This window comes from Paraburkholderia sp. HD33-4, from assembly GCF_021390635.1.
Lineage (GTDB): Bacteria > Pseudomonadota > Gammaproteobacteria > Burkholderiales > Burkholderiaceae > Paraburkholderia.
The window spans coordinates 293,163-316,968 of sequence record NZ_JAJEJS010000002.1 but is presented as its reverse complement, the minus strand read 5'-3'; the positions used below and the strand labels follow the sequence as shown (position 1 = coordinate 316,968).

Sequence of the window (23,806 nt, the reverse complement as noted above, 5' to 3'; positions counted from 1 at the left end):
CTGCGACTGATCACGGCTTGGCGGGTCTGGTCGTAATCGGCGCGAAGTCCGCCAACAGGCGATCCTGCCCGTATTGACCGCCGATCTGCTTCAGCCGCGTTTCGAGCGCGCGCAGATAATCGGCGCGCGCTTCGCTTACCGGGCGCAGCTTGTCGAACAGCGGCACCGGCGTAACCACCAGCACCACCATCTCAGAGCCGAACGGCTTCGACACGATCCAATCGCCCGCATTGCTGCCGATCGTGTACGGACCGCCGTTCGACTGCATCTGGTTGTCCGGCCACAGATGACTGGGCACCATGTGCACGACGTGGCCGTCTAGCTGGTAGTAGTCGACGGTCGCAAAGGAATCGAACGGGGGCGCTTTCAGGTCGACCACTAGCGAGTCGTTCTCGGTCAGCAAACCGCTCGGCGGACGCATCTGCAGCGACGTCACGCGCCCCGCCTGCCAGTTGCGCACCATATACGGCGAGAGCGTTTTGACGACGTCGCATTTATCGTCGGCGAGCGGCCGCACGTCGAGCGAAACCGTGTCGACGCCCGGCAGCGCCGCCAACGTCTCCTTCAGACGCGCGGCACCGTATCGCTGCGACACGAAACCGCGTACCGTCAATGCGTGGTCCTGCACCGCGCCCGACAAAGCCGAACACGGCACCTGGGCAAGCGCGGGCGTGATCGCGGCGAGTGTCAACGCGGGCTTCGGCGCGGGCGCAGGCGCAGGCGGCGACGAAACCTGCGGTGCCGGGGTTGCGGTGACTGCCGCACCACCGGGCGCAGCGCTTCCTATATTCGCGCCGGCCGAAGCCGGCGCCGTCTGCGCGATGCTCGTCGAAGGCGCGACAGCGGACGCCCCGCCCGCCCGATCGACCTGATCGCCCTGCGATCCCGACGCCTCGGATTGCTCGGCTTGCTGCCGGCCGGGCCCCGAACGAAAAGCGAACACGCCCACCGTGACCGCGCACACGACAGCGAGACCTGCGAGCCCGACCCACGCGAGCGTTCCGGACTTCTCCGCGCGCGCTTCATTGTCGAACTCGGCGATAAAGCGCACCACGCTCGGCATCCGCGTATTGCGATCGAACGACAACGCGGCGCGCAATGCGCGCCATTGCCGCGTATCGAGATTCGGCGGCCGCTGCGGCTTGAAATCGGCATTGCGGGCCTGGGTGGCCGACAGGCGATCGAACGGATGATGTCCGGTCAGCAACTCGTACGTGATGCAGCCAAGCGCGTAGATATCGTCGCGCGGATCCGGCTCGCGATGCTCGATCATCTCCGGGCTCGCATAGGCCGGCGTCAACGCGCCGAGACTGCCGGGATCGAACACCGTCGCGTCGCTCTCCTCTTCCGGCCGCTGGAAGACGCGCGCGATGCCGAAGTCGATCACTTTCACTTCGGCGTTCGTGGTCAGAAATACGTTCGCGGGTTTGAAGTCGCAATGGACGAAGCCGCGCTCGTGCGCATACGCGAGCGCCGCGCACATGCCCCGCACGATTGGCAGCGCGGCCCGGACCGGCATGCCCTGATAGCCAGGGGTGCGCAGCAGCTGGCTCAAGGGTTTGCCGCTCAGGTACTCCATCGTCAGATAGACGATTGGTCCGTCGCGGTCGAAATCGTAGACGGTGATGATGTTGCGATGCGCGAGTACCTGCGCCTTGCGTGCCTCGCGCTGCAACGCGACCAGCGAATTCGGATTGCCGCGGAACTGGACGTTCAGCACCTTGATCGCGAGATACGGCTTGCGATCTGACGCTTCGAGCTTGCGCAGATCGAGCGCCTTGTACACGGTGCCCATGCCGCCCACGCCGAGGCACTCTTCGAGCACGAAGCGGTTATTCAGCGTATCGCCGATGCCTTTGATGGTCTCGGGCGCGGCGCTTCCGGCAGCGCTCGCGGTGCCCGCACTCCCGAGGCTTCCCGCGCTCGACGAACGCAGCGACGGTAGATCGACCGTGGTCTGGATGCCGGTTTCCTCGCCGCCCGCCGCGACGTTCGACACGCGCAACAACTCGATGCGCCTGCGCACTTCCAGATAGAGATCGTCGGGCAACGGCGACTGATTATGCGTGGCGTACAGCATCTCCAGCAGCCGCGTCGGACCGAGTTGCTCGGTCGCCAACGCGCTGTCGAGCTTAGCGACGAACTCGTCACGCGACAGCTCGCCGCTCTGGAAGTCGAGAATCACACGCGCAAGGCTAGCCATTTGTGCGAAGCACCGCCGTTGCCGCTGGACCGTGTCGCATGCGACCGACGCCACGCGGGTCGATAGAAAACCTTTCGTATCCAGTTACATGTGCCGTTTCGATACTAGCTCCCGGTCCGCGCTTACGCAAACCCGACAAACCACGCATGAGCCCCGCGCCACGCCGCATCCTCGGCCGCGCGATGTCGTGCGAGATCCAACAGCGCATGCCGCAATGTCGGTCTGCCGCCACCGCTCGGCGCGCCGCAACCCGCGTGAAGCTACCGGGCGCGGTGACCGACCCGCGCGCAAACGCCTTATGCGACAAGGGTTCGCCGATATCTTCAGGATCCTTGACTAAAGCTGGCACAGCCTGTGCGTTAGTGATGTCCGAGCAGACGAATTGCTCGAAACCACTCGCAACACTGCGAACACTTCTTTCAGGAGACTCACCATGAAAACGCTGATGATCAAAGACCTGTCCGTCACCGAACAACTCGACAGCAAAGCCATGCAAGCCGTACGCGGCGGATATGGCCCGAGCCAGTACTACAGCTTCGCTCCGGTCTATGCGCCGACGAGCGTCAAGAACAGCACCACCACGCAACTGATCAGCAACGAACTGAACTTCCAGAACGCCAACGGCAACAACGTTGCGTTCTCCGAAGGCATCGACTCGAACCTCAGCCCGTATATCGTGTCGAGCAACAGCAACGGCCACTAATGCGTGGCGCGGCGAGGCGCCCGCTAGCGCGGGCCGCTTCGCCGCATGCCATTCACGTCCGCTTTCCGTATGTTTAAGGAGAAACGCCATGTCATCCCTCATGATTCGCGATCTGTCCGGCACGCGCGAACTCGACCGCCGGGCGATGTCCGGGATCGCCGGCGGCACCGGTAGCAACGTGCCCATGCCTTCCGGACCTGGTGGTCTCGGCAGCCTTGCCGGCATCGCCAACGTCAACGTCAACGTCAATGTCGAACAGAATCTGGCTCAGCAGCAGATCGTCAACGTCGCAGCGTTCAATAACATCGGTTCGATCGGCCCCGGCGTCGTGTTGCCGAAGCTGGACGTCGCCCCCATTCTGGCGGGCGCTAACTACTCCGCCGTGTAAGCCGGGGCAGCAGCGAGGGACCGGGGGTTCCGTCACTGCCGCGGCAACATCACGGCCATGCGCGCCGCGAACGGATTTCCTATACTTATAGTGCGTTGATACCTCAGTACAACGAACGACGCAACGAACACATTCCAAGCACGGCGGCCGGAACCCGATCGGGTCTGGCCGCCTGAGCGTTTTTCTGGAGCCGTCATGGCCAAGCTGAGCATCAAGGATCTGACCGAAAGCGTCGAACTGGACCGCGAGGCGATGGCCGCGATCATCGGCGGCGCCCGTGTGGGCGCGCGCTCGAGTCTCGCCGCGCCGCTGGTGCCGGCCGCGACGCGCGTCGTCGAGTACCCGCCGGGCTTTCCAGCCGCGCATCTGCGTATCGCGGAAGCTGCCACGCCGCGCAAACGGCAACGCCGCTAGCACCGCCTCGCGGAGCGTTGCGCCACCACGGCACGCGCAAGTAGAGCGTGCCGTTTCTGTTTGCGCTTCCGATCGGGTGTTGCTCGCCTGAGTCCGCCGCGCGCGACGCTGCGCCGCGCCCCAACCATTCGCGTACGATTCGTGGGACGCGCGCGGACACTTCGACTCGCGATCGCGATCGTGTTCACTGCGATTCAACGCGGCAATTGCACGGATCCTTGCCAGGCTTCGCATCGCGGCCCCCGCTCCATTTTTCGGCTCACGTTCCATCACATTGGCATAAGCCTTGCAGAAATCGAGGCGGGCGGCGCACTGTGCTCGCCTTTCCACGTCAAGGAGAAATGCCATGAAAGCCACTGTGATCATCAAGGACCTGGCGCCCGGCGCGGGCGACCCATCCGACGAGAAAACGCTGAGCGCCGAACAGATGAAGACGCTGCGTGGCGGCCGCTCGGTAGTCGTCACGGTGGACGGTGGCGGCACGGGTACGGTCGACGATTGGGACATCAACACCGCGATCTTCGAAGGCCGCATCAGCGGAACTTATCTATAGGACGCGCGACCGTGTCCGCAATTGGAAAAACGGCACCCCTGCTCGAGTTTTGAGCGCGACAGGTGCCGTTTTAATTGCCTCGCGAATCTCCGCATGCCGTGCGCGCCGCCCTTGTGATCCGATTAAAGGATCGGCCTTGGGCACATGGTTTGCTCCCTAGGGATTACCCTGCGGCCTTGTGGCCAACATCGATAAAGCAGGCTTCTCTCAACAGGCGGAGGTCATACCATGCTAGGAACCATTCTTCTAATCGTGCTGATTCTGCTGCTGATCGGCGCTTTTCCGGCGTGGCCACACAGCCGATCATGGGGCTATGGTCCGACCGGTGGACTCGGCGTCGTACTGATCGTGATTATCGTTCTGCTGGTTACCGGCGTGATATAGACCCGCATAGTGGACTGGAACACCAGGCGGGCCGCCGTCTATCCGCGCGATGTCGCGCGTCGGTAGGCGGCGGCATCGCTTTTTCGACGTTGCCGGAGCACGCAATGGAAAAGTTACTGGCCAATCAGGTCGCGCTGATCACCGGTGCGAGTTCGGGAATCGGCTATGGCGTCGCCAAAGCGCTCGCGGATGCTGGCGCGGCGGTCGTGCTCAATTATCATTCGCACGCGGGACCCGATGACAAGCTGGCCGACGAAATCGAACAGGCCGGTGGATCGGCAATCGCGATCCAGGCGGACGTGTCGGATCCCGCTCAGGTCGCGAACCTCTTCGATGCGAGTCGCGCGCGCTTTGGCGGCGTCGATATCGTGGTCGCGAATGCCGGACTGCAGAAGGACAGCCCATTCGCCGACATGACGCTCCATGATTGGCAACTCGTGATGTCGACGAATCTGACCGGCCAGTTTCTGACGTGCCAGGCCGCGGTAAAAGAATTCCGCCGACGCGGCCCGTCGACCGTATCGAAAGCGCTCGGCAAGATCATTTGCATGAGTTCCGTTCACGAAGTCATTCCGTGGCCGGGGCACGTCAATTATGCCGCGTCGAAAGGCGGCCTTCAGATGTTCATGAAATCGCTGGCGCAGGAAGTCGCGCCCGAGCGCATTCGCGTCAATTCGATTGCACCGGGCGCGATCCGCACGCCGATCAATCGAGACGCGTGGGATTCGCAAGCCGCACTCGACCAGCTCCTGAGGTTGATTCCCTACGGACGTATCGGCGCCGTCGAAGATATCGGCAAGGCGGCGCTCTGGCTTGCTTCCGATGAAAGTGATTATGTGGTGGGCACGACGCTGTTCGTCGATGGCGGAATGACCTTGTATCCGGGCTTTTCGGATAACGGCTAAAGCCCGCTACGTGGGGCGTCCTCGTTGCCGTCGAAGTACCGCGTCGCAGCGTAGCGCCTTTCCGACCCGGGCACGCTGCCTGCTGAAACTCCTGCGTATTCCAACTTCAATACGAAAGGAGATGACATCATGCCTTACCTACTTGGCTGGCTGCTTGGCGTTCCGTTGATCGTACTGGTCATCCTGTACCTCATTTTCCATTGATATCCCGCGGTACAGACGATAAGGGTGACGTTGTTCCCGTGGCGGCGGTATGCGGCAAGTTTCATTGTCAGCGTACCGCCGCCATCAGTGCGCCCATTCCCACCAGCAGGCTCCCCATCAGACGATTCACGATGCGCAGTCGCGTCGGCCGCTGCAGAACCTTGCGCAGACGGTGCGAGAAGATTGCCGTCGATGCGACGCCCAACGCGAAGATCAGCGCAAAAGTACCGGCCAGCAAAAGGTACTGATGATTGGCCGACCAATGCGCTTCGTTCGACGAAGTACTAATGAACTGTGGAAAGAAGGACGGAAAGAACAATAGCGTTTTCGGATTCAGGCCCGACGTCGCGAAGCCGCGCCAGAACAACCCGCGTTGTCCGGTGCTATCGGGGAGAACCGGCGAAGTCGCGAACGTGCCGCTCCTCCATTGCTTGAAGCCCAGATAAACCAGATAAATCGCGCCGGCCCAGCGCAACACGATGAGCGCGCGCTCATCGATCAGCAACAACGAATTCAGACACAGTGCGGTAAAGGCAAGCTGCAGCAATACCGCGCAGGTGCCGCCCCACACACAGGGCAATGCCGCGCGCCATCCGGCGCTGAGCGCCTGGCTCATCGTTAGAACATTGACTGGACCGGGCGAATAAACGAGCACGGCGGCGGCGAAAAGAAACGAAACGTACAACTGGATCGGCATTGGCAAATCAGCGGGCAAAAGAGGGTTGCGATGGACACATGCGGCGACATGCGTCCATGCCCGGCGAGCGCGCCTTCCGACGCGGGTAACGCCGGAATTCGCCCGCGTGCCGCCTTCCCGTGAAGGCGGCGAGACACCGAAAAGCGGCTTGTGGCCACGGAGGATCGCCGGCGCGAGGCCTGCGGTCCGGGCGGTTGTCCCGGGCATGAATGCACGCTGAAATCATACCGTCAGGCCCACTGGATAGGCTTCTTAAACGCATCTGCTTATGCCGTCGCATCAGGACGATATTCACCTATAATCCGTTCAGACAGAATATTCTTCCGATTCTTTCGATGAACACCCGAAACCGCCCGCTGGACGCCCTCGATCGCAAGATCATGCGCGAGCTTCAGAAGAACGCCCGGCTCAGTAACGCCGAGCTTGCCGAACTGGTCGGCATGTCGACAACCGCGTGCTGGAATCGCACGCGGCAGCTCGAAAACGAAGGGTATATCCGCGGCTATGTCGCATTGCTCGATCAGCAAAAGCTCGGCTTCGCCGACGTCGTGCTGCTCGAAGTCACGCTGGACCGCCACGAAGAAGACGCGCTCGCGCGCTTCGGCGCCGAGCTCGCCGCGCTCAGCGAAGTGCTCGAAGCGTATCTGGTGTCCGGCGATTACGACTATCTGGTCAAGGTCGCGGTCGACGGCACCGCGGGCTACGAGCGCTTCCTGCGCGAAAAGCTCTACAAGATCGCAGGCATTCGCCATAGCCGCTCGATGTTCGCGCTACGCTGCATGAAGAGCATTCCGTCGATCGCAATCTGATTTCCAGGCTGACGGCCCGCGCGTCAATGCGCGGCCTGCGAGGCGGCAATGATCGCCTCGGCCACGGCCTGCGGCTGGCTCAGCATCGCGACATGGCTCGTGTCGACGCGCGTGATCTTCGCGTCGATGTGCTTCGCCATCTCCAGTTGCAAAGCCGGATCGATCATCCGGTCGCGGCCCGACACCACGAAGTACGACGGCTTGTCATGCCAGGCGGCGCTCGTCACCTTGTCGTCGATACAGCCTGCGGCCCATGGCTGCTGGGTCGCCGCGATCAGGCGTTTTTGCGGCAGCGGCAGATCCTGCGCGAAGTCGTCGAGCACCGCCTGGGTCGACAGCGTCAGATAACCGGCCGAGTCCTTGCGCAACTCGCTTGCCCATACCGGCGCGGGCTTGTCCTTCGTGATGTCGGCGATGGACTGGCCGTTGTCCGGCGCAAATGCCGCGACGTACACGAGGCTCCTCACCTTGTCATCGTTGCCGGCCTCGCTGACCACCACGCCGCCCCATGAATGCCCGACCAGAATCACCGGACCGTTCTGCTGCGCGATCACGCGCCGGGTAGCTGCCACGTCGTCGGCGAGCGAACTCAGCGGATTCTGCACGGCCACCACGTGCAGGCCGCGCGCTTCGAGCAGAGGAATCACTTTGTCCCAGCTGGACCCGTCGGCGAAAGCGCCGTGTACGAGCACGACGTTCTTGCCCTTCAGGTCATCGGACGGCGCAGCCTGCGCGAACTGCGTGGCCTGCAACGCGAACAGTCCGCCCAGCAACAGAACGGAACCGAGAATTTTTTTCAGCAGCGTGGTCATCGTTTTTGTCTCGACAGGTTGAGTTGAAGAGGGAGTCCGCGCGTCGACGTGAGACGCTGCGCGCGGACGGCCTGCACACTTGCATCGATCACGAACCCGCGTAGATCGAGCCGAGCCCGACGACGTTGGAGCCGTCATACGCGCGATCCGCCGCCGCATGTTTCATCGGCATGTGCGAGCCCGAAGCCGAACTGCCGTTCGCGACGCCACCGTAGCCGGCCGCGTCATGGCCCGCGCTGATACGCGCTTCTGCCGCTTCGATGTTCTGCGGGTATTGCGTGTTGTCGCTGGCCGGGTTGTAGCCGGCCTTTTCCAGCTGGACCAGTTCCGCGCGAACTTCGGCGCGCGTGAGTGCCTGTTGCGGTTGCGATTGCGCGAACGAAACGACGGGAACGGCAACGAGTGCGGCGACGATCAGCGATTGAACGAGTTTCATGAGTCTTCTCCGGGTATCAGAATTCAGGGATCGACGAATCAGGAGTGCGCGTAGATCGCGCCGAGGCCGACGACGTTCGAGCCGTCGTTGGCGGCATTCGCGGCCGCATGCTTCATCGGCACATGCGAGCCCGAAGCCGAGCCGCCATTCGCGACACCGCCGTATCCGGTAACGTCGTTGCCTCCGCTGACACGCGCTTCTGCCGCCTCGATGTTCTGCGGGTATTGCGCGTTGTCGCTAGCCGGGCTATAGCCGGCCTTCTGCAACTGGACCACTTCCGCGCGAACTTCGGCGCGCGTGAGCGCCTGTTGCGGTTGCGATTGCGCGAACGAAACGACGGGAACGGCAACGAGTGCGGCGACGATCAGCGATTGAACGAGTTTCATGAGTCTTCTCCGGGTATCAAAGCATCAGGATCAAAGGCTTGAGCGGGACACGAAGTCATCAACGCAGATACACTGTCACGTCCCGCCTGATTCACACGCAACGTTGTGAATCAACCTTGCGTGAAGACATTAGAACGCCCCAACGTATCTGCAATGTTTTCATCACCCCCCATTTCTGCAAGCGTGTTTGTCTGCGTACGGTGTTGATACAGTGCGATACAAAACCCACTCCCAGGCACGCCATGCAGGGCCGAGGGCGCATGCGTCGTGAGGATTGCAGGTGCGCTGCAAATGGGCCGGCCATGAAAAAACCCCAGCAGCCGAAGGTTCGACTGCTGGGGTTCCGTTCAGAAGACGATGCCGGCGCGCGCCGGCTCGATCAAAGGCGCGTGACGTCGAGAATCGCATCCGCAAAGGCTTTCGGCGCTTCCTGCGGCAGGTTGTGGCCGATGCCGCCGCTGATGTTGCGGTGCTGATACTTGCCGGTGAACTTCTTCGCGTATGCTGCGGGCTCGGGATGCGCGGCGCCGTTCGCATCGCCTTCGAGCGTGATGGTGGGCACCCCGATCGTCGGTCCGGTGGCGAGGCGCTTTTCGAGTTCGTCGTATTGCGGCTCGCCCTGCGCGAGCCCCAGACGCCAGCGGTAGTTGTGAATCACCACGGCAACATGGTCCGGGTTATTGAACGATTCGGCGGAGCGCTCGAACGTGGCGTCGTCGAAATTCCATTTCGGCGAGGCGGTATGCCAGATCAGTTTATTGAAGTCATGACGGTTCGCTTCATAACCCGCGCGGCCACGCTCGGTGGCGAAATAGAATTGATACCACCACGTGAGTTCGGCCTTCGGCGGCAACGGCGCACGGTTCGCTTCCTGGCTGCCGATCAGATAGCCGCTCACCGACACCATCGCCTTCACGCGTTGCGGCCACAGCGCGGCGATGATGTTCACCGTGCGCGCGCCCCAGTCGAAGCCGCCGAGCACGGCCTTGTCGATTTTCAGTGCGTCCATCAGGTTGATGATGTCGACCGCGACCACCGCCTGTTGACCATTGCGCGGCGTATCCGCCGACAGAAAACGCGTGCCGCCGTAGCCGCGCAGGAACGGCACGATCACGCGGTAGCCGGCCGCCGTCAGCAACGGCGTCACCTCGGCGAAGCTGTAGATGTCGTAAGGCCAGCCATGCAGCAGAATGACCACCGGTCCGTTCTGCGGGCCCGCTTCCGCGTAGCTGACGTTCAGGGTGCCGGCATTGATCGAGCGAATGTTCTCGAACGACGCCACGCGCCCGCCTGCTTTCGCGTTGCCCGCCGTGTCCGCCGATTGCGCATGTGCGAGCCCGCTCAGTCCCAATTCGAGCAGGCTGATACCCGCAAGCGCCGTTCCGAGAAAGCGGCGACGGCCATTGATCTGATCCGACATGGATATTCTCCTTTTAGCAGGGCTTTGATACGGAATTGATCGGGTCCGCTCGCGCGCGATATCGCGCAGCCGCATGCGTGCACCGTGCAGGCACAGCCGACTTCATGAACAACCGGATGAAACGAATCGAACGAGACGGGTAGAGCGAGTCTGAAAACGGGGATGCCTTGACGACTGGACCACCGGTTTAGCGCTGTCGTACCGCTTGAGATGAATAGTGACAGCGCAAGCCGTCAGCAGCAAGAGCAACTAAGTTCACACATCGTTGCCTTACGGGCAACACATTAACCGCGGTCGACTAATAACATGCGCGAGATCAATCAGCAACGCCTTCGCTATTTCAACGAGGTGCTTACGCACGGCACCATACGCGGCGCGGCGGAAAGCATCAATACGTCGCCCTCTGTGATCACGCGGCAGATCAAGCTGCTCGAGGACGAACTCGGCGCCGTGCTGTTCGAGCGGCAGGCGCGTGGAGTCAAGCCGACCGAAGCGGCCACGCATCTGCTCGAATTCTGGCGCGGCTACCGTTCGCAGCAGGAGAAGCTCGAAGATCAGTTGCATGCGTTGAAAGGCCTGCAGCGAGGGCAGATTCGGCTCGCGGTCAGCGAAGGCTTCGTCGACATGCTGGTCGACGACGTGCTAGCGCCATTCTGCGCCCAATATCCGGAGCTCGAAATCGGCCTGGATATGCTCGCGGTCGACGCGATCCAGGAAGAAGTCGCCGAAAGTCGCGCGCATATCGGGCTTGCGTACAATCCACCGCCTCATGCGCGTATCGAGCATCGCGCGAGTTCGCCACAGCCGGTCGTGTTGTTGCTGAGAAGCGACCATCCACTCGCGAAGCGCAAACGACCCGCGACGCTCGACGACCTGCGCGCGTGGCCGCTCGCACTGATGCCGCCAACCTTTGGAATCGGTCACGTCGTCAAGATGACGGAGCTCGCGGAAAACCTGTCGATCCCCGCGACGCTGACGAGCAACTCGCTGAGCGCCTTGAAGCGCTTCGTCACGGTCCACAACTTCATGACGCTGATCGGCGAATTCGCCGCCTACCGCGAAATCGCGAGCGGCGAACTGACGACGGTACCGATCGCGCATCCGCTGTTTTCCGCCGCGCAGGCGCGTGTGCTCGTCAAGACCGGCCGTCCGCTCGCACCGGGACCGCTCGAACTGCTGCGCTGGATCGAGGAGCGCATGCCGATGTTCTCCACGTCCGGCGCAAATAGAGTCGCAGGCGCAACGGGAACCACGGCACGCAAGCGCAAGACGCGCTGATCACGCGTTCCACGGCCGCTACCTCGAGCGCAGCGCGCATCGGCTTGCCGGCCGATTTGTGTCGCAATGTATCTGCGCCGGACGCAGACACACAACATTGCAAGCAAGCCTCAACGCCGACATAAACCAGATACGTGCGGGCGTTCCAATACGGTCATCCAAGCCAACGGAACGCTCATCATGCACAGCACGCTCGAAACTCCGCTCGCCCTGCTCGCCGGGCTGCTGACGATTGCCTCTCCCTGCGTGCTGCCGGTGATGCCGATCCTGCTCGGCACTTCCGTCGAGCAACCGAGCCGCACGCGGCCACTCTTCATCATTGCCGGCTTCATTCTGACTTTCGCCTCGTTTGCGCTGCTGTTGGGCGCGGTGTCGAGCACCGTGCATGTCGCGCAACAGGTCCTGCGCAATACCGGTATCGCGTTGCTCGCACTGTCCGGATTTCTGCGTATCTGGCCGCGCCCTTACGACTGGCTCGTCGCGCAACTGCAAGGGCCGCTCGATCGCATCGGCGCGGCCATGTCTCCAGGCACGCAACCGGGCAGCGGCAACGCAGGCGGCTTCGTGCTCGGCATGTCGCTCGGCGCGGTATGGACGCCCTGCGCCGGGCCGGTGCTCGCGTCGATCCTCGTGCTCGTCGTGAAGGCTCAGGACCTCGGTTGGTCGGCGTTGCTGCTCACGCTGTATGCGATCGGCGCGGCGATTCCGATGCTCGCGATCATCTACGGCGGGCATTATGTGACCCGCCATGTACGTGTCGTCTCACGTCACGCCGAGCGACTGCAACAGGTATTCGGCGTACTGGTGATGCTGACCGCACTCGCCATCTATCTGCAATACGACGTGCTGCTGTACGCGCGGCTCGCCGGTCTTTTTCCCTCACTCAAAGGACTTTGACATGACTACCCGATTGAAAACCTTCGCACTGTCCAGCGCGTTTGCCGCCTGCGCGATGATCGCGGCGAGTACGGCCGCCATCGCCGCGCCGCAGGAAAGTGGCCCGAGCGCGCCTGAACTCACGGGCATTTCACAATGGCTCAATAGCGAGCCGCTCAAGCTGCAGCAATTGCGCGGCAAAGTGGTACTCGTCGACTTCTGGACCTATACCTGCATCAATTGCGTCAACACGCTGCCTTACGTGAAAAGCTGGAATCAGAAGTACAAGGATCAGGGGCTCACGGTGATCGGCGTGCACACGCCTGAATATCCGTTCGAACGCGACACCGGCAACGTGAAGACCGCGATCAAACGGCTCGGCATTACCTATCCGGTTGCGCAGGACAACCAGTACGCGACCTGGAATGCGTACAACAACCAGTACTGGCCCGCGTTCTATCTGATCGACAAGCAAGGTCATATCGTCTACACGCACTTCGGAGAAGGCGACTATGCGCAGACCGAGGCGAAGATTCAGGCGCTGCTCGCGCAGAAGAGTTGACGTTGGTCCATCGCGGTGACACTGTTACCCGACAAACCGGCTGTTTCGATCTGTGATCGCACAAGCCCGCCTGCCCCCGACCGACGGGGCCACGCGGGCTTCTCTTCAACCACGAACACCTGCTTCACATTCGCTGCCGGCGCTGCCTTCAAGGTGTAAACCGGCCTGCACGAGCATATCCGTCGGGACTTTGCCAATGGTACTATCGGCTATCATTGCCGTGACCAACAAAGGCATGTTCCCGTGTCGGGCGAATGCGAAGTGCTTTTGCGTTCTTCGCGCCGTTAAAGTTTTATGTTCGATGGCGTTGTCCGGAACGACGGAACTCCCTTCATCAATCCGGCGCGATCGCAGGCCGCGATGACACCTGACCCGCTCACGGATGAACTTCGATCGTCCTGCCGGTCGTGAATCTCCGCATGACCTTTTCCAAGGAACGCCAACTCATGTCAATACCATCGCGGCTGTGCAAAGTGCTCATCGGAAGCTTGCTCGTGTTGGGAACAGCGGGCGCGCACGCGTCCAACCTCGGATTCCTGAGTGACACACCGCTCAGTCAGATGCGGCAAGCGGACATTGCGTCGATCCAGTCTGCGGTGAATCAGGCACTCGATACGAAGCAGGACGGCGAAACACTCAAGTGGGAGAACAATGCTACGCGCAACAGGCCTCGGGTAGACGCGACGATCACACCGTCACACACGGTCAAGGAAGAAGCGCGAACATGCCGGGTCGTGGCAATCAACCTCAGTGCACGAGGTCAGACGATGCATCTCACTCCGCGGTTCTGTCGGTCCGGTTCCGACAATTGGGAATTTCAGGCCCGTCACTGAACGCTCGAAGATCGGGCACCCACTCGTCCGACGGGCTGGCATGACCATGCTCGCTCGTCGCGCAACGGCCTTACGCATCCGGATCCGACACGCTGGTCCTCGTGGCGAATTCGCCTGACTAACCGGTCCTTCCCGCACACAGCCCCCGCATTTGCCATCCTCGTTCGCAGCAGATACCCTGTGCTGGCTTGTCTTTCGCGTCGCCAATTGTGAAATGTAGTCAGACGGCGGCTTTCGATGCACGGTGATCTACGTTACGGGTGAGCTATGCCTTCAGGAAAGTACATCGGCAATAAAACAGTCAGTCCGTCGTTTTCATGTCTTTGTGACAAGTCTCAAGCGCAGTATGCCAACCGCCGTATCAGTGCCGACCTGTCGCGCCGCGGCTTCGTCACCGGTCTCGCCGCCTCGATGCTGAGTCTGGTTCTGCCCGGACTCAGCAATGCTCAAACCACCCAACCGCCGGCCCCGCCGCCGAAGCCGGTGCTGTTCACGAACTTTCGTCTGTTCGATGGCAAATCGTCGACCTTGCGCGACGGCTTCTATATGGTTGTCGAGGGCAACAGCATCAGCCAGTTGGGTCAGGGGCAACCCGCATCGATCGAGGGCAAGACGCTCGTCGATTGCGGCGGCAAGGTGATGATGCCCGGCATGATCGACATGCACTGGCATGCGCTGCTCGCCGCGGTGCCGATTCAGGTCATCCTTCAGTCCGACATTGCATTCGTGCATCTTGCGGCGAGCGCTGAAGCCGAACGCACGCTGATGCGCGGCTTCACGACGATACGCGACGCAGGCGGCCCATCGTTCGCGCTGAAGCAGGCAATCGATAGCGGCATGATTTCCGGGCCGCGCATCTATCCGTCCGGCGCGATGATTACGACCACCGGCGGTCACGGCGATTTTCGCGCGCTGAGCGAGTTGCCGCGCACCAGCAGCCAGGTCACTCAAGCGGAACGGGACGGCGGCTTCGCGATCGCCGACACAGAAGACGAAATGCGCGTGCGCGTGCGCGAGCAGTTCATCCAGGGCGCGACGCAGATCAAGCTGGTCGGATCCGGTGGCGTATCGACACCGCGCAGTCCGCTCGACATGCTTACGTTTACCGAAAGGCAGTTGCGCGCGGCCGTCGAAACAGCGGCCGACTGGGGCACCTATATCCTGTCGCATGCGTACACGCCCGAAGCGGTTCAGCGCTCAGTTACGGCGGGCGTGCAGTGCATCGAGCACGGTCACCTGATGGACGACAGGACCGCGGCGTTAATGGCGAAGAACGGCACGTGGTTGAGCACGCAGCCGTTCGTCAGCGAAAACGACGTGGGCCCGCTCGCCCCACAGAGCCGCGAAAAATTTCTCGAAGTGATCGCAGGCACCAACAACGCTTACAATCTCGCGCGCAAGCATGGCATCAAGGTTGCGTTCGGTACGGACCTGATCTTTTCGCAGGCCGTGGCTGCGCGGCAAGGCACGATGCTCACGAATATGAAGCGTTGGTACAGCGGAGCCGAAGCATTGAACATGGCAACGGGCACCAACGGCCAACTACTCGCGATGTCCGGCCACCGCAATCCGTACCCTCGCAAGCTCGGCGTACTCGAAGAAGGTGCGTACGCCGATCTGCTGCTCGTCGATGGCAATCCGCTCGAGAATCTCGACCTGATCGCGAACCCGGAGCAGAACCTGCGGATCGTGATGAAGGATGGGAAGTTCTACAAGAACACGCTGAAAGCGTAGTCGCCAATAGATGCGGGCGCGCAACTTCGCGCGCCCGCATTCGTCACACCCTCACACTATTTAGCTGTGCCCCTGCAGGCGGATGTCGCGCGACGATGCGCCGACGTACACCGAGCTGCCCGGCACATAGAGCCAACGGTTGTTCGTCGTATCCCACACGCTCTGCATGCGCTGCGTCACGACCAGGTGCACACGGCGCGACTCGCCGGGGTTCAGACCAACCTTGTCCCAGCCGACCAGACGCCGCGGCGGTTCACCCTGATACGGAACGCCGAGGTACACCTGCGGCACTTCCGCACCGGCGACGCGACCATCGTTGCGCACGTTGAACGACACGTCGATCAGGCCACCCGGCAGATGCTGCACCGACAGACCCGAGTACGCGAAGTGCGTGTACGACAACCCGTAGCCGAACTCGAACATCGGCGTGATGTTCTGCGAGTCGTACCAGCGATAGCCCATATCGAGCTTCTCGGAGTAGACCGGGTTCGCCGCGAAAGCGCCATTCGTGCCCCACGTCGGCGTATCCTGGTCGCGCGCCGGGAACGTGACGGGCAGCTTGCCGGAAGGATTGACCTTGCCGAACAGCACGTTCGCGATTGCGTTACCGCCGCCTTCGCCCGGATACCATGCTTCGACGATCGCCGACACGCTATCCTTCCACGGCATCAGCACCGGGTTGCCGCTTTCGACGACGACGATCGTGTGCGGATTGGCCGCCGCAACCGCTTCGACGAGTGCATCCTGGTTGGTCGGATTCGCGAGGCCGAGGCTCGGCAGATCGCCGATGTCCTCACCCGCCGGCTGCGCGACCACGACGATCGCGACGTCGGAGTTGGCCGCCAGCGTCGCCGCCTGGGTGATCTGCTGTTGCGTGTAGGCGGCAAACGGCGACTGCTGATCGCTGTTGCCGGCGAAGGTCACCTTGGCCTGCGGCGCGAGTGCCTGAATCGCCGACACGATCGGCGTGGGCAGCTTCAGCCACGGGTTGGTCCACCAACTGCAGCCCGTCTCCGTGCCGAACGTCAAGCCGCCGCAACCGGCGAACGCGCCGGTCACCGGATCGCGCGTGTTGCCGGAGCCGCCACCCGTCAGCACCGCCGCGTCAGCGTGGCCGCCGATCACCGCGATGCGCGACAGCGAACCGGCCGCGAGCGGCAGCTGATTGCTGGCGTTCTTCAGCAGTACCATCGATTGCTCTTCGACCGACTGCGTGAAGGCTCGCGCGCCGGAGAAGTCGATGGTCCCGCCGCCCTTCGCCGGATCGTCCATCACGCCCGTGCGAATCATCACGTACAGCTTGCGCTCGACCATGTCGTCGAGGCGCGCGGTCGACACCGAGCCGTTCGCGATCGCCTGCTTGACCAGGGTGGGCGTCAGATAGACGGTCGAACCGACGTCTTCTTCCTCGTCGAGACCGGCATTGATCGCGGGTGCCGTGCTATGCGTCGCGCCCCAGTCCGACTGCACCTGACCTTCGAAATGCCAGTCGTTCTTCAGCACGTCGTTGAGGATGTGCGGGTTCTCACAGGCCTGGATGCCGTTGACCTCGTTGTAGCTGCACATCACGCTGCCTGGCTGCGCGCGGCGCGCGGCGATTTCGAACGGCAGTAGATAGAGTTCGCGCATCGTGCGCTCGTCGATCTGGCTGTTGCCGCCGCCGCGGTTATGTTCCTGCTCGTTGCCCATGTAGTGCTTGATCGTCGCGATGACCTTCTGACTTTGCGTGCCGTCGGTGCGCTCCGCGAGCATTTCGCCGGCGAGCACCGGATCTTCACCGAGATATTCGAAGAGCCGGCCACCGCGCGGCTCACGCGCGAGGTTGGTGCCGCCGCCGAGCCCCATGCCGAAGCCCTGCTGACGCAACTGGATCGCGATCTGCTTGCCGAAGTTCCACGACAGTGCCCGGTCCCAGCTTGCCGCCACCGCGAGCGTGGCAGGGAAGGTCGTCGATGCCTGGTTGGTGCTGCCCGAACCCGTGGCGGAGTCGACCATGTTCAGGTCGGGAATGCCGAGACGCGGCACGCCCTGAATGTAGCCAGCGCCACCGCCCGGCACCGACGACATCGCATACTCCGAATGAATGAACTGCAACTTTTCGTCGACCGTCATCTTGCCGACGAGCGTTTCCGCGCGCCGATGCGCCGCGGCCGACGCAAACGCGTTCAGCACCGTCGACATGGGCGCGAAGTCGAGCCCGGGAGTTGGCATATCCGCGTGCGCAGCGGCGCTCACGGCCGCCGCTATCGCGACGGCCGGCCATAGTTTCTTCTGCATAGATGTTTCTCCGAAATTGTGCTTTTCTTGGGGCGGCGGAGCGCGTCGGGTGGGTGGAAAGCGGACGCGAAAACAGGCATGCAGCGATGACTGCAAACGTTTGCCTGTCCGAAGAAGAGTCGGCGCAACTGGATGGGCTGTAGCGACTCTCCGTGGTGAGTAATGTAAGAATGTAGTCTGACTACAGCATCAGTATTTCTACTAATTCGTGTAACTTTATGCGCAATGGGACGTAAGGCTTTTCTTACACAGGCCAATTGAAAGCTAATGAATCAGATTGAATAAAAGACCGGGAATTTTCATTTGTATTTCTTAAATTATGGAAAATTTGCGGATACAGCGAGACCTTCCGTTGCTACCCAGGCGCGGGCCTGAAAAAGGCAGCGCTCATCGCTCAGCACACAACGCGTCTACGCTGCATCAGCAAGGGCTTTCTGGCATTCGGCATGGTTTTGCGATTCGTGCAGGTAGCTCGTACGCGGCTAAACTCGCAAAGGAAGACAACGCAAGTGCGACGTTATTTACGCCTTCTGCCATCAGGAAATGTTCGTGATTCAGGTCGCCGAATTTCCCGACGCGTGCAGTTCCACATCTTTGTATAAGCCTCGAATTGAATTGTTCAATCAGGCCCGGATCGATTGGATATCGAGCGTGGCAGGTCATGTTCGAAACCTTGCATGGAAGTGGAGGAAAAACTGAATGTGCGCGGTCAGCTCACTGCAGCGAATCATCAGCTGGTAACTGACAGCAAAGCCAGGTGGACGTGAGCATGTTGCGGATGGCAGATATTCAAGTGTCCGAAGGAACGCAAGTGTCGGTAACGAACGCGCAAAAAAAAGCGGGCAGGATGTCTTCACATCCTGCCCGGTTCAGGTACTCCCGTTAGTCAATCCGTCTCCAGTGGTTCAGATTAGAAGACGTAACCGGCGCCGGCGCCAACTGCGAAGGTCCCCCCAGTGGTAGTCGAAGCCGAAGCCTTGATGATCCATTTGCCATTGCGCGAGAAAGTCGACACACCGAGAGCAGCTGCGGACTGGCCAGCATACGTGCCGCCTGCCACCGATACGATGCTCTTACCTGCGGCCGGAGCCTGGGGCAGGTTGGCCATGGCGATCGCCGCAGCCGAGCCGGAGTACGACTTCTTCGCGATACTGTCGATCGTGCTGTTCATGTCGTTGAAGCGCTGGTCGGTGTAGTTGTTGGCCTGCTGCACGCCCTGTGCAACCGAGCTGTTCAACTGACCGACATTGACCGCATCCGTGTCCGCCGTACCCGCTGCAACGTTGGTGATCTGACGCTGCTGCGTCGCCGAACCCACCGACACCGAGTTGTCGCGGTCCGTCACCGAACCCTGACCCAACGCCACCGAGTTCGCATTGGCCGCCTGCGAGCCCGAGCCTATCGCGGTCGAGTTGGCGCCGGTTGCCGCGGCGTTGGCACCGACTGCCATCGCGTTGTCGCCCGAGGCTGCCGCGCCTGCTCCAACTACCGTGCTACCCACACCGGTACCCGGCGTCACCGCATTGGCCACAGGAGCACTGTTGCTGTCCGACGACGAAGCATCCGCAGCGATCGATTGGATGTTCGACACCTGGGAGCCGAGATCCTTCACCTGTCCGTTGAGATCCGTTACCTGGTCCTGCAAGGCCGACAACTGGCCGTAGTTCACCGCGTCGTACTGGCTCGTACCGTTCGCCACGTTGGTCAGAATCACCGGACCCGCGTTCTGGCCTCCTCCCAGCGTCAAGGAACCGAAGTTCACCGAGCCGTCGACGTGACGGTCATACTGCACCGCGCCCGACAGTTGCGTTCCGACATCGCCCACCTGAGTCTGCAGCTTCGTGATGTCCGTCGTGTTCTGCGTGACCCGGTCATCCAGGTTGGTGACGGCATCGCCTACGCTATGTACCGTCGTGCCACCCACTTTGTAGCTCGGTGCGCTGATCGTGCCGTCCGTGTTCACGCTCGCGCCGCCGCCCAGTGCTTGTGCCGTGCTCGACGCCGTACCGTACAGCTGGCCGCCGTTCACCGCGTCCACGCTCGATGCGCTCACGACACCTGCGGCCACACCCGTCACCGTGCGGTTGCCCGCCGTGCCCGCCAGGTTCACCACCGTGCCGTCCATGTCCTTCGCCACCGTGATGTCGCGGGTGTTCGCGTCCTGCTGCACCAGACCCACCGTGCCATCGGCCAGCTGGTTCTGCACGTTCGTGATGTTGCTCGCGTTTTGCGCGATGTCCTTCGTGTTCTGCGTGATGATCGACGTGTTCTGCGCAATGTCCTTCGTGTTCTGCATGATGCCCGCCGTGTTCTGCGTGGTGCGGCCGTCGATGTTCGTGACGGCATCGCCTACGCTGTGCACCGTCGTACCATCGACGCTGTAGTTCGGTGCGCTGAGCGTGCCGTCCGCGTTCACGGTCGCGCCGCCGCCCAGTGCTTGTGCCGTGCTCGACGCCGTGCCGTACAGCTGGCCGCCGTTCACCGCGTCCACGCTCGACGCGTTCACCGCGCCTGCGGCCACACCCGTCACCGTGCGGTTGCCCGCCGTCCCTGCCACGTTCACCACCGTGCCATCCATGTCCTTCGCCACCGTGATCGCACGGGTGCCTGCGTCCTGCTGCACCAGACCCACCGTGCCATCGGCCAGCTGGTTCTGCACGTTCGTGATGCTGGTCGCCTGTTGCGCGATGTCCTTCGTGTTCTGCGTGATGATCGACGCGTTCTGCGCGATGTCCTTCGTGTTCTGCGTGATGACCGACGTGTTCTGCGCAATGTCCGCCACGTTCTGATTGATGCCCGCCGCGTTCTGCGTCGTGCGGCCGTCGAGGTTGGTGACGGCATCGCCCACGCTACGCACCATCGTGCCACCGACGCTGTAGTACGGCGCGCTGAACGAGCCATCCGCATTGAGAATCGAACCACCGCCCAGCGCCTGAGCCGTGCTCGATGCCGTGCGGTACAGCTGGCCGCCGTTCACCGCGTCCACGCTCGATGCGTTCACCGCACCTGCGGCCACGCCCGTCACCGTGCGGTTGCCCGCCGTGCCTGCCACGTTCACCACTGTGCCATCCATGTCCTTCGCCACCGTGATCGCACGGGTGCCTGCGTCCTGCTGCACCAGACCCACCGTGCCATCGGCCAGCTGGTTCTGCACGTTCGTGATGCTGGTCGCCTGTTGCGCGATGTCGTTCGTGTTCTGCGTGATGACCGACGTGTTCTGCGCAATGTCCGCCACGTTCTGAGTGATGCCCGCCGTGTTTTGCGTCGTGCGGCCGTCGAGGTTGGTGACGGCATCGCCCACGCTACGCACCATCGTGCCACCGACGCTGTAGTACGGCGCGCTGAACGAGCCGTCCGCATTGAGAATCGAACCACCGCCCAGCGCCTGAGCCGTGCTCGATGCCGTGTTGTACAGCTGGCCGCCGTTAATGGCGTCTGTGCTGGTCGCGTTGATCTGTCCCGCCGCCATGTTCACGATTCGGCGCTGGCTCGTGGCGGAACCTACGGATACCGTGTTTGCCTGGTCGGCGACACTGCCCACGCCCAAGGCAACGCTACCGGTGGCGGTGACCTTGCTGTCTGCACCCAGTGCCACACTATTGTCACCGGTCACCTCGGAAGAATTGCCAAGCGCCATGGACCGATTGCCCTTCGCCGAGGATGCCTCACCGATCGCCATCGCCGCCTGGCCGTTAGCTAATGCGTCAACACCGATAGCAATGGCGGAATAATCACCGCCTGTCTGCCCGACAGCCTTGGCGGATGAGCCTATCGCAATCGAACCGGCGCCGCTGGAAGAAGCGGCTGCACCGTTGCCGCCGGAAATAATGTTCAGGTTGTCATAGACAGGGGCATTGGCAGCCAACACTTCGTGAGCCTGCAGGAGCGCGGCACTACCGACCACAACCGCAACTGCTGCCACCACTACGCGACGTGACGCACTACGCTTTCCGCGCGCCGCCGTGTTCTCGGAGGCCGCTACCCACGAACCAAGTGCTTCATTCCAGACGCTGATATACGACTTGTTCATGATTCCACCTTTTAACGATAATGAAATTGGGTTTCTGGCAAGCGCCTTCTAGAAAATCACAGAATTAATCGCCATAAAATAATTGGACACCTTCTTAAATCCGCAATCTCTCGTAGAGTTCTGGCCACTCAGCCTATCTCTCAAACTGATTTCAGTTTATATTTTTGAGACAGAACAGAAATAGGTCGAGTCCGAATCGGCATGAACCTAAACTATCGACTCGATTTGAAAAACCAATTGAAATCGAAACTCATCTATATTCTTTTGCCCTCACGGCTCGCAGAAATATTTCCGTAAACACTTATAAAGCGTGGCGTAGCGAAATCAGGCGAGGAATATGAAACATCAAGTCCACCAGTTGGGCCTATCGGATGATGCGAGGCAGACACGCGCGCCCAGAGCGACCCGCGCGACCGGTGGGGGGACGAAATCGACTGAAGGTTCGGCATTTCCGGCGCAGCAGCCATCTTCGAACTCGATCGAGTCTCGTTGCGTGCTCGCCGATTCAATTGCCCGCGTTGAAGCAGACTTGATCTCAAAAATCGGATTGCCCCGATATTAGCGGGCTAGCCCTGGTGAATAAAATGAAGCCTTCCTTATAGGGCCATGTAGCGCGAAAGATAACCAACCTTAAATTTATTGGGTTTCCGCTGAGTTTCAAGCGATGTCATTCGCCTCTGCAGTCCAATTACTCCGATCATGAGGCTTAAAATGATTCGCTTGCGCTATCTACGTTGTGTTTCCTCGTGCGCCACGTCCATTTTCATCAAGTTCGGTCATTCGGCTCATTGGCGATTCATGTCGCCAATATGTGTCGCGCTGCTATTCGGCATGGTGACGATGCCAGTCACGCCCAATTGGATTGCGGAATCTGAGCTCGTCAGGCGCATCAACGAGCCTGGCGCAGCCCAACCGTACCTGGCGCTGGCCGCTGCTAACGGGACTAGCAAAACCAGTGATGGTCAGCTATCCAACGCTGCACCGCTTGTCATGTCGGAACCCAGCAGCGATTCCTACGCCGGGCGGATCGAAGGAACGTTGCGCGACACCATGGCGCGAGCCAGCGTGCCGGTTGAAATACAGGAGCAGATCGCGCATATTTTTGCTCCTCGACTCGATCTCGCCGCGCCTGCGCACAACGGCGACACTGTTCATGTTCTCTACGGACGCGACGATACAAACGCGCAGCGCAAGCGTCTAACGGCCGTCGAGCTCCGCTCGGGCGGCGAGGTCTACCAGGCGGTTTGGTTTGTCGCGCCGGGGCACACCGGTGGGGACTACTATTCATTCGACGGGCGTGAACTTGCCGCCAAGCCATTTTCCATGCCTCTCAATTACGTACGGCTCAGTTCGCCATTCGGTTACCGGACCCATCCGGTCAAGGGCAAACACCAGATGCACACAGGTGTGGACTTTGCCGCACCGAAGGGGACACCTGTCGTCGCGGCCGCCTCGGGAACCGTACGGTTCGTGGGCTTCAAACCCGGATACGGCAACATCGTCGTACTCAGTCATCCGCGAGGTTTCACCACGCACTACGCACACCTGTCCGCCTTTTCCCGTGAATTGCGCGTCGGTAAGCCGGTGACCGAAGGACAAGCGCTCGGCGCGGTAGGCAGTACCGGCACGGCTACGGGCGCCCATCTGCATTTTGAGGTGCGTGAGTACGATCAACCGATCGATCCGCTCACGTTGACAGGCCGAACTGGCGCTTCGCCGCTCACGACCACTGAGCGGCTCGCGTTCGACAGCATGACGGGCGCCCTGCGTGAACAACTCGTTGCATTGCCCGTCGATGCTCCGGCGAACAGGATGGCTTCGAATGTCGCAGGCAAGTCGAACTCGCCTGCATAGCGGAACACCTCGTAGACGTGAAGCGCGAGGTCATCGGCACGTTGATAT

At 61.5% G+C, this 23,806-nt stretch carries 20 protein-coding genes; 12 read left to right on the top strand and 8 right to left on the bottom strand.

Annotated elements, in window-relative coordinates; translation table 11 throughout:
- Positions 1–10: 10 nt before the first annotated feature.
- Positions 11–2,203, bottom strand: a complete 2,193-nt coding sequence (locus L0U84_RS21365) for a serine/threonine-protein kinase (RefSeq protein ID WP_233852475.1) — start codon at positions 2,201–2,203, stop codon at positions 11–13.
- Positions 2,204–2,636: 433 nt separating this feature from the next.
- Between L0U84_RS21365 and L0U84_RS21360 the strand changes: the two genes are divergently transcribed.
- The 6 genes from L0U84_RS21360 (at position 2,637) to L0U84_RS21335 (ending at position 5,550) form a co-directional block, all read left to right on the top strand.
- Positions 2,637–2,906 (top strand): hypothetical protein, encoded by a 270-nt coding sequence (locus L0U84_RS21360; RefSeq protein WP_233852474.1) that lies wholly within the window; start codon positions 2,637–2,639, stop codon positions 2,904–2,906.
- Positions 2,907–2,994: 88 nt separating this feature from the next.
- Complete coding sequence (locus L0U84_RS21355) at positions 2,995–3,294, top strand: hypothetical protein (protein WP_233852473.1); 300 nt, start codon at positions 2,995–2,997, stop codon at positions 3,292–3,294.
- Between the two features lie 195 nt (positions 3,295–3,489).
- The gene (locus L0U84_RS21350) at positions 3,490–3,708 is read left to right on the top strand and encodes a hypothetical protein (RefSeq protein ID WP_233852472.1); all 219 of its coding nucleotides are present in this window, start codon (positions 3,490–3,492) and stop codon (positions 3,706–3,708) included.
- A 346-nt stretch (positions 3,709–4,054) separates the two neighbouring features.
- On the top strand, positions 4,055–4,261 hold the full coding sequence (locus L0U84_RS21345) for a hypothetical protein (protein WP_233852471.1): 207 nt from the start codon (positions 4,055–4,057) through the stop codon (positions 4,259–4,261).
- A 228-nt stretch (positions 4,262–4,489) separates the two neighbouring features.
- The gene (locus L0U84_RS21340) at positions 4,490–4,645 is read left to right on the top strand and encodes a DUF3309 family protein (protein ID WP_233852470.1); all 156 of its coding nucleotides are present in this window, start codon (positions 4,490–4,492) and stop codon (positions 4,643–4,645) included.
- A gap of 104 nt (positions 4,646–4,749) precedes the next feature.
- A complete protein-coding gene (locus tag L0U84_RS21335; protein WP_233852468.1) occupies positions 4,750–5,550 on the top strand; it encodes an SDR family oxidoreductase in 801 nt (266 codons plus the stop codon).
- Between the two features lie 271 nt (positions 5,551–5,821).
- Here L0U84_RS21335 and L0U84_RS21330 read toward each other — a convergent pair whose 3' ends face one another.
- Positions 5,822–6,451, bottom strand: a complete 630-nt coding sequence (locus L0U84_RS21330; protein ID WP_233852465.1) for a LysE family translocator — start codon at positions 6,449–6,451, stop codon at positions 5,822–5,824.
- Between the two features lie 335 nt (positions 6,452–6,786).
- On the opposite strand from L0U84_RS21330, the gene L0U84_RS21325 reads away from it, so the two are divergent.
- Positions 6,787–7,260 carry an Lrp/AsnC family transcriptional regulator gene (locus tag L0U84_RS21325; protein ID WP_233852463.1) on the top strand — a complete coding sequence of 158 codons (474 nt, stop codon included), beginning with the start codon at positions 6,787–6,789 and terminating at the stop codon, positions 7,258–7,260.
- A gap of 23 nt (positions 7,261–7,283) precedes the next feature.
- Here the strand turns inward: L0U84_RS21325 and L0U84_RS21320 are convergent, their stop codons facing one another.
- From L0U84_RS21320 to L0U84_RS21305, 4 genes are all read right to left on the bottom strand, one after another.
- A complete protein-coding gene (locus L0U84_RS21320) occupies positions 7,284–8,072 on the bottom strand; it encodes an alpha/beta fold hydrolase (protein ID WP_233852462.1) in 789 nt (262 codons plus the stop codon).
- Between the two features lie 88 nt (positions 8,073–8,160).
- Positions 8,161–8,508 carry a DUF4148 domain-containing protein gene (locus tag L0U84_RS21315; protein WP_233852461.1) on the bottom strand — a complete coding sequence of 116 codons (348 nt, stop codon included), beginning with the start codon at positions 8,506–8,508 and terminating at the stop codon, positions 8,161–8,163.
- A gap of 38 nt (positions 8,509–8,546) precedes the next feature.
- On the bottom strand, positions 8,547–8,894 hold the full coding sequence (locus L0U84_RS21310; protein WP_233852460.1) for a DUF4148 domain-containing protein: 348 nt from the start codon (positions 8,892–8,894) through the stop codon (positions 8,547–8,549).
- A gap of 379 nt (positions 8,895–9,273) precedes the next feature.
- Positions 9,274–10,314 carry an alpha/beta fold hydrolase gene (locus L0U84_RS21305; protein WP_233852459.1) on the bottom strand — a complete coding sequence of 347 codons (1,041 nt, stop codon included), beginning with the start codon at positions 10,312–10,314 and terminating at the stop codon, positions 9,274–9,276.
- A gap of 306 nt (positions 10,315–10,620) precedes the next feature.
- Between L0U84_RS21305 and L0U84_RS21300 the strand changes: the two genes are divergently transcribed.
- From L0U84_RS21300 to L0U84_RS21285, 4 genes are all read left to right on the top strand, one after another.
- Entirely contained in the window at positions 10,621–11,592 is a 972-nt protein-coding gene (locus L0U84_RS21300; protein ID WP_233852457.1) for a LysR family transcriptional regulator, read from the top strand.
- A gap of 180 nt (positions 11,593–11,772) precedes the next feature.
- Positions 11,773–12,489, top strand: coding sequence for a cytochrome c biogenesis CcdA family protein (locus L0U84_RS21295; protein ID WP_233852455.1), 717 nt, complete (start codon positions 11,773–11,775; stop codon positions 12,487–12,489).
- A 1-nt stretch (position 12,490) separates the two neighbouring features.
- Positions 12,491–13,030 carry a thioredoxin family protein gene (locus tag L0U84_RS21290; RefSeq protein WP_233852453.1) on the top strand — a complete coding sequence of 180 codons (540 nt, stop codon included), beginning with the start codon at positions 12,491–12,493 and terminating at the stop codon, positions 13,028–13,030.
- 1,244 nt (positions 13,031–14,274) lie between these two features.
- Positions 14,275–15,597: a metal-dependent hydrolase family protein gene (locus tag L0U84_RS21285; protein WP_326491219.1), complete on the top strand. Its 1,323-nt coding sequence runs from the start codon at positions 14,275–14,277 to the stop codon at positions 15,595–15,597.
- A 60-nt stretch (positions 15,598–15,657) separates the two neighbouring features.
- On the opposite strand, the gene L0U84_RS21280 is transcribed toward L0U84_RS21285, so the two are convergent.
- Positions 15,658–17,808 carry a beta-glucosidase gene (locus L0U84_RS21280; protein ID WP_442794079.1) on the bottom strand — a complete coding sequence of 717 codons (2,151 nt, stop codon included), beginning with the start codon at positions 17,806–17,808 and terminating at the stop codon, positions 15,658–15,660.
- Between the two features lie 976 nt (positions 17,809–18,784).
- On the bottom strand, positions 18,785–21,904 hold the full coding sequence (locus tag L0U84_RS21275; protein WP_233852449.1) for a YadA-like family protein: 3,120 nt from the start codon (positions 21,902–21,904) through the stop codon (positions 18,785–18,787).
- A 711-nt stretch (positions 21,905–22,615) separates the two neighbouring features.
- Between L0U84_RS21275 and L0U84_RS21270 the strand changes: the two genes are divergently transcribed.
- On the top strand, positions 22,616–23,758 hold the full coding sequence (locus L0U84_RS21270) for a M23 family metallopeptidase (protein WP_233852448.1): 1,143 nt from the start codon (positions 22,616–22,618) through the stop codon (positions 23,756–23,758).
- Positions 23,759–23,806: the final 48 nt, after the last annotated feature.

Excerpts from the sequence above, each read along its gene's own strand:
- L0U84_RS21365 (WP_233852475.1), bottom strand. The coding sequence starts at position 2,203 with ATGGCTAGCCTTGCGCGTGTGATTCTCGACTTCCAGAGCGGCGAGCTG.
- L0U84_RS21360 (WP_233852474.1), top strand. The coding sequence starts at position 2,637 with ATGAAAACGCTGATGATCAAAGACCTGTCCGTCACCGAACAACTCGAC.
- L0U84_RS21355 (WP_233852473.1), top strand. The coding sequence starts at position 2,995 with ATGTCATCCCTCATGATTCGCGATCTGTCCGGCACGCGCGAACTCGAC.
- L0U84_RS21350 (WP_233852472.1), top strand. The coding sequence starts at position 3,490 with ATGGCCAAGCTGAGCATCAAGGATCTGACCGAAAGCGTCGAACTGGAC.
- L0U84_RS21345 (WP_233852471.1), top strand. The coding sequence starts at position 4,055 with ATGAAAGCCACTGTGATCATCAAGGACCTGGCGCCCGGCGCGGGCGAC.
- L0U84_RS21340 (WP_233852470.1), top strand. The coding sequence starts at position 4,490 with ATGCTAGGAACCATTCTTCTAATCGTGCTGATTCTGCTGCTGATCGGC.
- L0U84_RS21335 (WP_233852468.1), top strand. The coding sequence starts at position 4,750 with ATGGAAAAGTTACTGGCCAATCAGGTCGCGCTGATCACCGGTGCGAGT.
- L0U84_RS21330 (WP_233852465.1), bottom strand. The coding sequence starts at position 6,451 with ATGCCGATCCAGTTGTACGTTTCGTTTCTTTTCGCCGCCGCCGTGCTC.
- L0U84_RS21325 (WP_233852463.1), top strand. The coding sequence starts at position 6,787 with ATGAACACCCGAAACCGCCCGCTGGACGCCCTCGATCGCAAGATCATG.
- L0U84_RS21320 (WP_233852462.1), bottom strand. The coding sequence starts at position 8,072 with ATGACCACGCTGCTGAAAAAAATTCTCGGTTCCGTTCTGTTGCTGGGC.
- L0U84_RS21315 (WP_233852461.1), bottom strand. The coding sequence starts at position 8,508 with ATGAAACTCGTTCAATCGCTGATCGTCGCCGCACTCGTTGCCGTTCCC.
- L0U84_RS21310 (WP_233852460.1), bottom strand. The coding sequence starts at position 8,894 with ATGAAACTCGTTCAATCGCTGATCGTCGCCGCACTCGTTGCCGTTCCC.
- L0U84_RS21305 (WP_233852459.1), bottom strand. The coding sequence starts at position 10,314 with ATGTCGGATCAGATCAATGGCCGTCGCCGCTTTCTCGGAACGGCGCTT.
- L0U84_RS21300 (WP_233852457.1), top strand. The coding sequence starts at position 10,621 with ATGCGCGAGATCAATCAGCAACGCCTTCGCTATTTCAACGAGGTGCTT.
- L0U84_RS21295 (WP_233852455.1), top strand. The coding sequence starts at position 11,773 with ATGCACAGCACGCTCGAAACTCCGCTCGCCCTGCTCGCCGGGCTGCTG.
- L0U84_RS21290 (WP_233852453.1), top strand. The coding sequence starts at position 12,491 with ATGACTACCCGATTGAAAACCTTCGCACTGTCCAGCGCGTTTGCCGCC.
- L0U84_RS21285 (WP_326491219.1), top strand. The coding sequence starts at position 14,275 with ATGCTGAGTCTGGTTCTGCCCGGACTCAGCAATGCTCAAACCACCCAA.
- L0U84_RS21280 (WP_442794079.1), bottom strand. The coding sequence starts at position 17,808 with ATGCCAACTCCCGGGCTCGACTTCGCGCCCATGTCGACGGTGCTGAAC.
- L0U84_RS21275 (WP_233852449.1), bottom strand. The coding sequence starts at position 21,904 with ATGAACAAGTCGTATATCAGCGTCTGGAATGAAGCACTTGGTTCGTGG.
- L0U84_RS21270 (WP_233852448.1), top strand. The coding sequence starts at position 22,616 with ATGATTCGCTTGCGCTATCTACGTTGTGTTTCCTCGTGCGCCACGTCC.